10 protein-coding genes and 1 pseudogene are annotated in these 13,232 nt (G+C 36.6%); 2 read left to right on the forward strand and 9 right to left on the reverse strand.

The annotated features are described in order from the left end of the window. Positions 1 to 422 precede the first annotated feature (422 nt). The 9 genes and pseudogenes from KO521_RS00165 to KO521_RS00205 form a co-directional block, all read right to left on the reverse strand. A pseudogene (locus KO521_RS00165) lies at positions 423 to 988 on the reverse strand (SDR family NAD(P)-dependent oxidoreductase); the annotation flags it as partial. Next, positions 989 to 1,750 carry an aspartate/glutamate racemase family protein gene (locus KO521_RS00170; RefSeq protein ID WP_252729800.1) on the reverse strand — a complete coding sequence of 254 codons (762 nt, stop codon included), beginning with the start codon at positions 1,748 to 1,750 and terminating at the stop codon, positions 989 to 991. It abuts the pseudogene before it with no gap. A gap of 115 nt (positions 1,751 to 1,865) precedes the next feature. Continuing rightward, positions 1,866 to 2,513: a DsbA family oxidoreductase gene (locus tag KO521_RS00175; protein ID WP_215937904.1), complete on the reverse strand. Its 648-nt coding sequence runs from the start codon at positions 2,511 to 2,513 to the stop codon at positions 1,866 to 1,868. Positions 2,514 to 2,536: 23 nt separating this feature from the next. Continuing rightward, entirely contained in the window at positions 2,537 to 2,845 is a 309-nt protein-coding gene (locus tag KO521_RS00180) for an EthD family reductase (RefSeq protein ID WP_215937905.1), read from the reverse strand. A 452-nt stretch (positions 2,846 to 3,297) separates the two neighbouring features. Further along, on the reverse strand, positions 3,298 to 3,861 hold the full coding sequence (locus KO521_RS00185; RefSeq protein ID WP_215937906.1) for a carboxymuconolactone decarboxylase family protein: 564 nt from the start codon (positions 3,859 to 3,861) through the stop codon (positions 3,298 to 3,300). Between the two features lie 79 nt (positions 3,862 to 3,940). Beyond that, entirely contained in the window at positions 3,941 to 4,504 is a 564-nt protein-coding gene (locus KO521_RS00190; protein ID WP_215937907.1) for a TetR/AcrR family transcriptional regulator, read from the reverse strand. 158 nt (positions 4,505 to 4,662) lie between these two features. After that, complete coding sequence (locus tag KO521_RS00195; RefSeq protein WP_215937908.1) at positions 4,663 to 5,802, reverse strand: response regulator; 1,140 nt, start codon at positions 5,800 to 5,802, stop codon at positions 4,663 to 4,665. Between the two features lie 39 nt (positions 5,803 to 5,841). Further along, positions 5,842 to 7,080 carry a glycosyltransferase gene (locus tag KO521_RS00200; RefSeq protein WP_215937909.1) on the reverse strand — a complete coding sequence of 413 codons (1,239 nt, stop codon included), beginning with the start codon at positions 7,078 to 7,080 and terminating at the stop codon, positions 5,842 to 5,844. A 54-nt stretch (positions 7,081 to 7,134) separates the two neighbouring features. Then, positions 7,135 to 8,379 carry an oligosaccharide flippase family protein gene (locus KO521_RS00205; protein ID WP_215937910.1) on the reverse strand — a complete coding sequence of 415 codons (1,245 nt, stop codon included), beginning with the start codon at positions 8,377 to 8,379 and terminating at the stop codon, positions 7,135 to 7,137. Positions 8,380 to 8,918: 539 nt separating this feature from the next. Between KO521_RS00205 and KO521_RS00210 the strand changes: the two genes are divergently transcribed. Together KO521_RS00210 and KO521_RS00215 are read left to right on the forward strand one after the other, a co-directional pair. Beyond that, on the forward strand, positions 8,919 to 12,005 hold the full coding sequence (locus tag KO521_RS00210; RefSeq protein ID WP_215937911.1) for a hypothetical protein: 3,087 nt from the start codon (positions 8,919 to 8,921) through the stop codon (positions 12,003 to 12,005). 68 nt (positions 12,006 to 12,073) lie between these two features. After that, entirely contained in the window at positions 12,074 to 13,231 is a 1,158-nt protein-coding gene (locus KO521_RS00215) for a hypothetical protein (protein ID WP_215937912.1), read from the forward strand. Position 13,232 lies beyond the last annotated feature (1 nt).

Genomic DNA, 13,232 nt, shown 5'->3' on the forward strand with positions numbered 1-13,232 from the left:
TTTTATTTAAGATAATGATAATAATTAATGTAGGGTAGGATTTTTAATGGATAATTGTAATTTACTAAAGAAAAACCCTACAATTACAAAACGGAGTATCGTTAAAATATTACCAAATTCAACATTTTAATTTGTATCTGAGCCACCCTATTTATCAAGTTTTTATACCGTGTAGCACAGAATTAAATAAAAGAGGAACTAATAGTATAAACTAATCAAAATCATAAGTAGACTATACTAGTGCATTGTTCAAGAATATACCCAAAGTCTGTTTTTGTGTTATAGCCTATTTATTAAGGTATCTTTACTAAAGATTATATAAACAAAACTCTACTGCATTCCATAGTTATGAATGCAGGAGAGCGTTTTATTTACTTCGTTTATTCAATACAAAATGAGATTGCCAAGATAATCTTTATGTCCTATGGATTGGTAGACCATATAGATGCATTTGCTAACATGGCTCTTCTAGATAATTTTAAATCTGCAGTAATCAATTCTGCAAAATTTTCTGGTTGCAGAACTTTATCCGGGTTACCGTCTGTAATACCTAAATCCAAAGTCATATCTGTGGCAATGGTACTTGGTGTTAACGTAGATATTCTAGTATTGTCTTTACGAACCTCTTTAGTCAATGCTTGAGACATGCCAATAACTGTAAACTTAGATGCTGAATAAGCCGAAGTATTTGCATTACCACTTAACCCAGCTGTAGACGAGATATTGATGATATCTTCGTCATTATTCGCTATTAAGTACGGTAAAACTAACTTGGTTGCGTAATACACTCCCAATACGTTAACCTCAATCATCCGAGTCCATTCTAAGACTTCCATTTCATTGAAAGATGCAAAATTACCAATACCGGCGTTGTTCATTAAAATATCTACTCCGCCTAAATCAATGATACTTTAATACCTTTCAGCACTGCTTTATAATCGCTTTCATCAAAAGCAGCATGCGTAGCTTTGACTCCTAATTTCCCCAATTAACCAATAAGGGTCTCTTCCATTTTTCTGGACTCCCGTATTAAAGCACTGGCCAAAACTGTCGTAGCATCAATAATTAAACTGTCTTCTATCTTTTCATATTGAATAGCAAGCGGAATTTCAGTGCAACCTAAAATTACGGCTTGTGCGCCTTTTCTGGACAAATACGTGGCCGCCATACTCAGGTTTTCTTTAGCTTTTTCATTTACTGGATTAGAAAACGCCTTAATTCCATAACTTGTGTCATAAATAGAAGGATGAACAAATAGATCCTGAATATCTTCGGATGGCTGAATTACTTCAATATTATATTTTGCCAATACCTCTGGATATACTTTTGCTAAAATTGTACCTGTCGTACCCAAAACACCCACCTTCGTAATCTCTGGATGCTTGGTAGATATATGTAAACCTACTTCTTCGATCAAGTTTACCAGAACACAAGATTCTGGAATACTTTTCTCTATTAAGCTTAAAATAGGTCTTGCGTGCGCTGTATTACAAGGGATACCGATAATACTGGAACCACTTGCGATGAGGGAGGCTATAATTTCCGATATGGCAATACCTGGATTGACGTCCGTTTCCCCCAATAGATACTTGGTACGATCTATAATCTTATGAGGAACCGATAACATAGAAACCGGCAAATGTTCTTGGTCCGATTTTGCTTCGGTAAGGTCGTAGACTTTTTTAATTAAATCTATACCTGCGTAGCTACCCACTCCCCCTACTATGCCTATTGTCTTATTTGTCATCATAATGCTATACAAAATAAACAGACCCCATTTTATTAGACTAAAATAAGGTCTGCAAAGATACGTTTTATGCTCTTTGAATTTGTGAGCTAAACTGAATTATAATTAGTAATCCATATTAGGCTTCTTGTAGCATTTCCGTTAATACTTGCTTAAAAACATCTACGGGTTGCGCCCCTGTTAATGCACTCTTCTTGTCAAAAACAAAAGTAGGCACAGAAGACACTCCAAGTCCTTGCCAGTATTGCTCTTTAGAAGTTACTTCATATCTAAAGCTGTCATTGTCCAGCCTTGCCATTCCTTTCTCTACATCCAACCCAACATCTTTCAACGCTTCAGCTAAGACATTCCTATCGGAAACATCTTTTCTTTCGCTGAAAAAAGCCGTCATTAAACGCATTTTCAATTCAGTTTGTTTTCCTTTTTCATGTGCAAACTCCAATAACACATGAGCGTCTCGCGTATTGGCCATTCGCATACCTTCAAAATAATCGAATGTAAAGCCCAATTCTTCACCGGCATCTATCATACGTTGCTGAGAATCTTTTTGCTGCTCTAGGGTTGAACCATATTTGTTTGCAATGTGCTCTACCAAATCCTCACCCTCTACAGGCATATGAGGATTCAATTCAAAAGGTTGCCACTCTACTTCAATTTTATCCTCAACACCAAGTTCGGTAATCGCTCTTTGTAAGCGCTTGTATCCAATAGTACACCAAGGGCAAACTACATCTGAAACAATATCTAATTTTATTTTTTCTGCCATAACATCAATTTTAATTTAGAAAACTAAACTAATTCACTAATCTGGATTATCCCATCAACATTGGAATAATTTGGTACATCTGCCGCGAACTTCTCTGCATGAGGACCAAAAGATTTTTGAAACTCTTCAAGTGAATCAAAATATAGATTCGCAATAGTAACAAAAGGAGCAAGCTCACCAGGTACCCTACCTCCCAGTCCTTTTTCTACTTCCACCTTTTTCAGGGCACTCCCCACCAAAGATTGAACCATTGGTATATGGGTATTGGAGTAGTATTCATGATTGAACTCTACAGTTTCACTATTTGTATACAGTACGGATACTTTAATCATAATTCTATTTTTATTTTATTTGTGTTCTCTTACTATTTCTATCGCAATGGATTCAGTTTAGCTACGGAAAAAGCATTCCATTTTAAAACTTTTTACTGTTAACCGATGCACGTATTCGTCCGTGCTATCTTTTGGCTCACCAATTTGAGCCGAAAGTTCAAAAAACACCAAAATACCATTTACTTCTCTATAGTCTTCAAATTATATAGAACCATACAAAAAATCTTTTGCAGGTTTAGGATTATTGCTTATTGTAATACTAAGGCTTCAAGAAGCCCACTGTCTTTACCAATATACAGCAATAGTGGAAAGAATAGCCGTTAAAATTTTTAATAGATTTTTCATGAAAAGCTGGTTGAAACTGGTTCTGTTGCTAACGATTAGAAAGAAATAAACCCTCCACCTAAGTGGAAGGTTTATGCACTACCATCAAACTTCGTAAGCTAACAACATTAGGCAGTTTGTCCTTCTTTTTTCCAAGCGAATTTTTGAAAAGCATCATCTACTGGAGTTTCAGCAATATGGTTTACATAATTGCTGATTACTTTTTGAGAAAGACCCAATATAATCTCCAATAATTGTCTTTCTTCATAACCGGCTGCGTAAAATGCTTGAATGTCCTCTTCTTTGATATACCCTCTGTCACGAACAATTTTCAATGTAGTTTCATGCAATACTTGAAGTTTTTCAAAAGGTAATTTTGTGCCATTTCTCAAGGCTTCCGTAATAGCATCATCAACTTTCATCATTTTGGCTATGGCAGTGTGGGCTGGAACACAATAATGACATTTATGCTCTACGTTAATAGTTTGCCACACCACTGTAAGTTCATCGTTATCAAAAGATGAATTAACAAAAAGTTCGTGAATGGACTGATATGCATTCAATAGACCTGGTGCCCCAGCCAATACCCCGTGTAAATTAGGTATATTACCGTATGCCTTGATCGATTTTTCCAATAATGGCTTACTTTCTTCCGGTGCTGTTTCTAAAGTGTGAATCTTTAATGTGCTCATAATTCTTATATATCAATTAATTATTATTTATATCCTTATTTATTACTAAGCAAACGCTTAGTTTTTGTGTAAAAAATTTTTATATGTTCAAAAATGAAATTTCAATAGTGTCATTGAGTTTCCTTTGGTCGTAAACTTTTGATGAAACTGACAATCCTAATAAACAGTTCATTAAATAATTTGCTTTCCGTTGTACTTCCCCCTCCTTACTTCCCTCTTCCTGTAAAAGATTAGCTATAAATAATTGCCTAATGGTACTAGCAAAATCCACTAATTTTTCCATAATAATAGGGTCTGAAACATCTTTCATTTCGTTCACCGTATTGGTTACCAAACACCCTTTATTTTTACTGCCCTCCTTCGCAAATTCCAAAAAGTCATAGAAGTATTGCTTAATTCCCTCCTTACCGTTTTTAGATGCTTTAAGTTTGTTCGTAATACAGGAGATTTGTTTTTTATAGGCACTAATACTTTCAAGAAAAACACCCTGTTTATTACCAAAACTAGAGTAAATAGAAAATTGATTAATTCCCATTTCTTTCTCCAACATACGAACTGTAGTGGCTTCATAGCCATTTCGCCAGAACAAAGCCGTTGCTTTTTCTATTACCTCTTGTTCGTTATATTGCTTTTTTCTAGCCATTGTTACTAATCTGCGATACAAAACTAAGCACTTGCTTTGAAATAAAGAACTAATTAAGAATATTTTAGCTTTTGGAAATAAAAAAACAGCTCAAAAGTTAATTCATAGCCCCATGAATTAAACTTTTGAGCTGCACATATAATTAAGGAATACTGATTTTATCTATACGAAACGGCAATCTTGGCCAGTTGGCCTACAATTTTAACCGAATCTTTCATAGATAGCTTAGAACCATCTGCATGAATCCATCTTTTAAGTGGCTGTTCACAAATAATACGCTTGGCTTCTTCTTTGCCATAATGCTTTCTCATTCGCATAAAAATCTCCACATCAAAAAGCCATTTGGTAATGAACTTTTTATTGAACATGGTAGAAGCTATTTCACGGTCCATTATTTTGGCACCACACTGCGTATCCTTAAACGGCATACCTAAAATGGTCTGTATGATCATATTAATGGTCATACTTATGATTTTACGAGCGGATTCTTTAGTGATGTTCGCTCCCATTCTACTGATTCTGGAACCGCTCACAATCTTAAACTGAGAACTCTCTATAGTTTTAACTAAATCGTCAAAATCTCTAAAGTCAGTGGAAAGGTCAGCATCCAAATAGCCTAAATAATCTAATTGATCGTCTTTTATCATATGCAAGATACCCTGCCGAACAGCTTCTGCTTTACCTCCATTCTTTTCACAATCGTACACACTTATATTAGACTCGTTTCCTTTGCGCAATTCATGTAGCACCTCTAAAGTTTTATCGGTACTTCCATCGTTTACAAAACATAAATGGTATCCTAAATTTGCATGGGCAAAAGCTTTAAATTCCGGACCGGACAAACGTTCCTCTTCATTATAACATGGTATAACTACTCCTACACAATGCTTCTGCAGCATTTGAGCGTCTTCATTTGCTCCTGTTTTCACTTGAATTTCTGGCGCTCCGATAATACGTTTTATACGCGCCGCCATTTCATCAAGACTTACCGGCTTTTTCATGTAATCATTTATACCTAAGTCAAAACCATCCACAATTATTTTCTCATCCGTATTACCGGACATTACTAAAATGGGAGTATCGGATTTCTTTTCCGAACGAATATGTTCTACAACATTAAGCCCGGACATACCCGGCATATTAATATCTACAAGAACTAAATCTGGTGCAAAATTATCAAATATCTCTACACCTTGCTCCCCAGAGGAAGCTGTTTTAACATCATAACCCAACTCTAAAAGTCTTTTCTCTACGGAAAGCAAAATTAATTGCTGGTCATCAATGGCTAATATTTTCATGGTTGTATTTTTAAGAAGATTTGGGATTCTAATCTTTTATTATGCTTTTACTTTTTCGTGCGTTAGTCCAATGGCGTTGACATCTATAATCTGTCCTTTAGATTTTTGAACCTGAATGGCTTTAAAATAATCCAAATACATTTGGGTAATAGTACTCATTGGCAGGGAACAAGCTGCCGCATAATTAGTTTTTGCCAGCTCCGTTCTGTAGGCATCATCCGTAAGTATTTTTTCTATAGCATCGGCAAGGGACTCTTTGTTCTCAGGTAAAAAGAATTCACCTCTATAGCCTTCTTCCTGAACCAAAACACTTAAGTCTCCTAAGTCCGGTAGTGCAACTGCTTTTCCATAGCTTCCCGCTTGGTGCAATACTCCTGAACTACCTGTAGTAGATGTATACGGAAAAACTACAACCGCACTCTCTCCAAAAATAACAGGAACGTCTTCTTCGGCCACATAACCGGTAAAACGTATTTGTGGTACATGGCTATATACTTCTTCCATTTTCTTTAGATAACCTGGTGTATTAGGGCTATCCGTACCGGCAATAACAATTTCTATATCTTCATTGCTTCTATTACGGATGACCTCTACGGCCTCTATAAGAACCTCTACTTTTTTGTACGTGCCAAACTTACCGAAAGCCATAACCTGTTTTGGTCCTTCAGGAAGGCCAAAGTCCGGCTCTGGAGGCGTTTCAAAAGAACCATGGGGAATTAAAGCAACATTTTTAGCTTTATATTTGCCCTCAAGAATAGTTACATATTTACTGATCGTTACTGCCAATATATCCGATGCCAGAACAAACTTCGTTAAAGTCGTTCCTATGAATCCGTATATACTCTGAAGCAATTTATTTTTTGTGAATCCGGCACTATCCAAATCTACTTGCTCCAAAATATTATGCAATAATGATATGGTAGGAATACCTTTAAACTTTGTTATGTAAGGCAACATCAAACCTAAAGCTGCCGGTATTTTTTTATCCCCGAATTTTAAAAACTGTAAATTATAAAGTACAGCATCGGGCTTATGGGTTTTAATAGCCTTATTAACCGTTAGTATGTTTGAATAGCTATTGAAATCCCAACACTCCGATACAGTAATCTTACAACCCTCGCCTTCAAAAGAAAGGTCTTTTGGCGCTTCCGTTATATCGGTCATCAAAATTATTTCTGTGACTTCTTCTTGCAGTCTAAAGTGCTTTACAAGATAATATCCATACTCTGTTAAGGTGACTTTACTTGGTGGATATGCGGTTACAATGGCTAATTTCATATTATTGGTTTAAGGTTTGGGGCTATTTATCTTGTGTTTTTAGTTAGATATAGATTACCATTTTCGGAATAATTCCTTTTTAGCGAAATATGCCAGTTGAACTACAAGTAGTATGGACATGGCAATCAATTGCATATAGACTACACTTTCTAGATTTTTATGATAAAGCATTACTAACACTATTTGCGAAAGGCCTAATACTCCCGAAAGAATAACAGGTACATAATGGTCTAAGGACAAAAAATAGTAGGCAAAAATATTTGATATGGCAAACAATGAGGTTGCCAGTGCGTACTGCCATAATAAGCTAGACATAGCCACATAGGAATCACCGAACATTAAAGTGATAATAAGTTCTGGAAAAAGATAGCACGCCGCAACTATTCCCGCCGAAAGCAGGCCTATATAGGATACATATTTAAACAATATGGGCGCCGTTGGCTCTCCGTCTTTTTGCTTCTGCACAACAACGGGAAGCAATAACATTACGAACATCCAAGCTACAAAATACACTACTCTACCTATTAATGCCAAAGAGGCATATAGTCCTGCTTCCATTGGCTCAAAATAGTGCTTGACCAGTAGTACATCACTATTATTTATGATAATTTGAGTTAACTCATAACAGGCGGTCAGCCATATAAATTGAGAAACTCGTTTTGCATTTTCAGGTTGTAATTTTCTAGATTCCCTAAATGAGATAGATTTACTATCCGAAGGAAAAAGTCCAAATAGAAAAGATAAGAATATACCCAAAGCCACTAATGTGCCAGGCTCTAAGTCTAAAAGGAAAAGCAAAGCCATGGTTAGTAATAACCGGCTCCACATCTCCGTTTGATAGGTAATGGATAATTTTCCAAACTCTTGCTTGCCTTGGTATGCTCCCCTATTAACACTCATGAAAAAGTAAATAGGTATACCTACGCCAAAAACAACGAACATCCAATGGCTTTCCGTATTGAATAATGATTGCAGCTGTTTTGAAAAAACCAGAATCAGTAATCCAATTATTAAACCAACAATACTTGCTTGACGGTAACTGATGTTCTTAAAAACATCCCATTCGCTACCTGAAAAAATTACCGCGAATTTTGCCGTAGCTAATTGAAACGTCATTCCCATAAAGGACAAGACCAATAATAAGGTAACTAAAAGTGCCGCTTCAGAAAAAGCAGCCGGACCTAAAAGTCTACCCAACAAAAGATTATATAGGTAATTTCCGCCATTTACCAAAAGTACGCTTCCCATGAACAATTGTTCCTGAGATACTTTTTTGAACATTAATTTGATGGCTGTCATTATTTATACTATTTATATAATTCCTACATTTTTGGGCAATTTCTATATTTTTCTATATCTCGTAAAATATCTATAGCATTCTGTTTATCAAAACATCACATTTATAACAAGTAAAATTTAGAACTCATTACGTAAACGCCAATTGCATTAATTATTGTAGGATTTAACTTATAATCGATAAAATGTATCATTTCATGGAATTATTTTACCTTTCATCGATATTACTAGCTTTTAATACTTAATTATATTTCCGTTTTGTGATATGTTATATACTGATAAATAGAATCTACCTTCTGTATTAACTCTTTTTTAATCTGCTGTAATGCAAGTAATTATTATTCAATAACTGATAAAGTCAGTTACTGTAAATATCATTTATACTTGTAAAATTACCGTCAACTACCGTCTTTTTTACGGTCAAAAAGTCCACTAGCGTTTATCTATAGACCAATGGCTCAAAGCCTTAGATAGGCAATACCATCGATGAAATACAATATATATACCTTTATAATGTTATATTTTCTGACAAATAACCACCAATGCAACGCACCAATGTTTTATTGATTTTGGCACTGGTCATAGGTATCGCATTTCATGGGTCTAGTATCTTCTTTACTCTTGAGACTACCTATGATGCCCTGATTCATTTGTTTTTTGCGGACCATTATGCCAATAGTTGGTTTGAACCATGGGACTATCGTTGGTATACGGGTTTTACGGTGCAGGCCTATCCGCCACTGGTGCACCAGTCCATTGGTATTCTTTCTCATATTGGCGGACTCAAATTTGGCATGTTCACCGTAGCCATGATAGGTATTGTCCTGTTTATTACGGGTGCATACAGGTTTGGATTATTAATGACAGGAGACAGAAAAATTGCCGGGTATACGGCAATACTGGCTGTATTCTCTTCCACATTTGTAGAAACCCTTCATATCTTTGGTCAATTACCCAGTATCATTGGTTTATCGGTTCTATTGCATTCATTGCCTGAAATATATCTTTGGGTCAAAACAGGTAAAACTAGATATATTGTCACAAGCCTTTCCTTGATAGCCGTTACCGTAACTTCTCACCATGTAACTCCTATTTTTGGTATGGTATTCTTTATTTTTCCATTATTGGGAATGGCCGTTATGGACTCTGCCAGGGATCAGGTCAATAGTTTTAAGGAAGTTCGTTTTGGTGTATTTTATAAGCAATTCAAAAAGTGCTTCTGGCGCATAGTCATATTCGGGTTTTCATCATTATTTCTCATTGTAACCTGCATCCTTCCCTACTGGATAAATTCAAAGAAAAACCCTATTACCCAAGTACCTATTCCACATGGTTCACGAGATAATTTTCTAGAAGTAACCTCATCTGGATTAGTGTTTTTTGTTATCCCTTGGGGGATTTTGACTTTTGTACTCCCTTTTCTTTTCTATCGCTATTACAGCAGACGATACATCTTTTTTGGTTTATCGTTTTCTATGTTAACTCTTTTAGGAACTGGTGGTACCACACCTCTTCCGCTAATATTATTGGGCGAAACCGCATTTAATATTTTAACCTTAGACCGCTTTACCCTTTGGGCAACTATTATGGCGCTTCCCCTATTTGGAGAATTCGCTTACCGTATGGTAGAGGGGGATCTTAAAGACCGTATTCAGGAAAATTGGGGCCGCGTTTATCATCGTATTCTGGGTGGTGTTATTGTAGGAGGCATTCTGTTCATGGTTATTTTTACCATGAGTCTGGGCTATTTTAGACCTTCACAACCACAGAAAATTAAGATGCAACCCATCATTAACTTTCTAAGTCAGGATTCTCATGACCATTGGCGCTATTTACCTTTAGGTTTCGGTGATCAAATGGCATGGCTGTCCGCTCAGACAAAAGCTATGACCGTAGATGGTAATTATCATTCTGCTCGCCGGTTACCAGAGCTTACTACAAGAGCCATAGAACGACTAGAAAATTCAAAATTTAGAGGTGTTGAAGGTATCGGTTCTTTACAGCAATTCTTAACCGTACCCGAGAAATACAACCTTAAATATATATTTTCCAACGACAAATTCTATGATCCCATTCTCTATTTCTGCGGATGGCAACGATTACAGCAACTGGAGAACGGCATTATGGTCTGGGAGAAATTAAATGTGCCTCCTTTTCCCACAATAATGCCCAAAGAAGATGTGCATGTAGCCTTAAAAGTGATGTGGGGCATCATACCTATTCTTACGGTTGTAATTGCCTTTATCATTAATATTCAGTGGATATGGGTCAGGGCTTTAAAGGCTAGAGATTTACCACAGGGCGAGTTTATGAAATATGCGATTGAATTTAAAAACTTCCCAAAAAAACTAATTATAATAAATCATATTTGGGCGGTTATCATATTAATCGTACTGGGGTTTGGAATTCATTTTTTCTATATTAAAAACGTAGACCAGATTGCACCTACCAATGTTGTGGAGGCCTATTACGATGCTATTGACTTCAAAGAATTTAACAAGGCGCATTCCTTTTTGAATCCTGATAGCGGCAAAACCATTGCCCAATATATGTTGGAGGTTTCGGTAACGGATGGCATTCTTAGTTCCTATGCCAAACTAGATTCCTTAGGTATTGAATTTTTACAGGAAAATGATACCAGTGCGCGGGTGAAAGCTGCTACTAGATGGATTACGCCTTTAGAAAGTATCAACAAAGATTTTTACCACAGTCTTATTAAAAAGGAAGGCAAATGGTATATTGAACCTTCTTCATTGGACAATGATTTGCCACCGGACCAACTGTTCACTTCGAACAATACCACTTTTTTTAATCATGGTAGGCGAAAAATAACGACTCAACAGACCCACCACGAAGATGTTTTAAAGCAGCCTGTTCTAGAAGTACTTAAAGCCAAACTGGTACAATACCAAGGTAGCTACAGTATTATTGGGGAGCTCCAAAATGTAGACCACGTACCTGCGGATGTGGTCATTAAGGGCACACTTTATAACGATGAGAACAGGCAACTGGCCACCTATAATGCAAAAGATGTTGCCAAGCACAAATTGATGCCCAAAGAAACTACGACTTTTAGAATTGATTTTGAAGGTATTGCATGGTCTTCCACTAAAGACACTCTACCCCCTACTTTTGATCCGGACCAGTTTACACCTATGACGTTTGAAGAGCAACCTACAAAATTTAACCTACAGTGCGCGGGTAATGTTGCCAATACAGATTTATATAAACAGGTAAGTCTTCAAGAGCTTGTTTTTGAGGATGACCGAATAAGTGGTACACTCTTTAATTCAGGAATTCAAGAAGTAACCATACCTCAACTTTTGATATCCTATTATGATGAAAACAAAGACCTTTTATGGGTTGAACATGAATTTCTCACGGATGGGGTTCGCATTCAAAGAAAACGGTATTTTGAATATGAAACTGCCTGCCTTACCGAAATTACGCTTATCAATAGCAGTTTAAAAAATTGTTTTGTGAACGGAAGTCCAAATTCGGAGATTAGTAAAAAGCTTTTCCCCGAAAGAGATATTTCTCATGCCGAAGACCAACTACAGCCTTATTCCGGACATGGCTTTGAATATTTAAAATTTGAGTTGAACAGTTACATTGGCAATCCAAAATGAGAATGCGTATCATACATATCTGCATTATTTGTTCCTTGCTTTTCTTTGGGTGTTCTAAAGAACCCGAAGTGAAAAAAGTTTCGCAGGCCAGTTATGAGTTGCTCACGAATAAAGAAAATTTCACCGCTGGGGAAGCCTTCTCTTTAGAATTCAAGGCTTCTGAGGAATCCAATCCCGTTTTAGTATTTAGAAACGCCGTAGGTACTACTATTGTTGAAGCTTCCGATAAGGCAGAAAAGCTTCAATTCAATATTCCAAAAAACTATTATGAAAAAGCGGGTATTTGCTACTGGTCATTGGTTTCCCGTTCCGAGGAGAAAATGAACGGTACTATCAACATCAATGTAAATAACAAAAAAGGTACATTTCTTGAGTCCTATTTGGGGCCTAGAAGCCTTACTGCCGGCCCAGAAGATTATGCCATGTTCGTAATGGTCGCAACAGATTTTTATGACAATCCATTGAACGATAGTACATCTATTTATAGTAAAGTGCAATTTCAGGATAGCCAAATGGAAAAAGAGCTACGTACTAAAAATCTTATCGCATGGTCTAGAGTTAGAGCTCCTGAAAAATCAGGTAGAATGTTAATTTCATCGGCATGTAATGAGACCAATTCAAAAGAATTTACAACTATCATTTATCCTGCAAACCCCGTAGACTTCAATATTTCATATGAAAGAAACCACGAATTTGCAGATGGCAACCAGGTCATAACTTTTAGAACTGATATTATTAGGGATACTTACGGAAATATAGCCAGCGAAGGTACTTTGGTGTCGTTTATAATTACTGATGATAAGGGAGCTAGGCTAAAGGCTCAGGGCACTACGTTGAACGGTAAGGCCGAAGCGCGCTTACTACATCCTGAATACGAAGCTTTTTGGTCTATTGAGGCATTTGTAACGGGCGCGGCAAGAAGTAAACCTATAACCGTTGCGTTTAAAGCGTCTGTAACCGAATACGAGGTTCTTATTTCCGAGGACTCAAGAACCATTTCGGTTGGTCCGCTCAAAAGTTTCATGGACCAGTTGGTTCCGGACGGCATGCCTATTGCACTGACCATAAGAGATGGAGACCACAGAATATTGGATGTTCTAAGAACTTCTTCTATGAGGGGCAAAGGAGAATTTAAATTATCTCGGGATTTCTTTCCGCCCGGATCCTATAACTTACAGATTAAGACAGCAGGTATAACCCAAACAAAATCAGTCGTGCTAAAATGAA

This window comes from Zobellia uliginosa, from assembly GCF_018860745.1.
Lineage (GTDB): Bacteria > Bacteroidota > Bacteroidia > Flavobacteriales > Flavobacteriaceae > Zobellia > Zobellia uliginosa_B.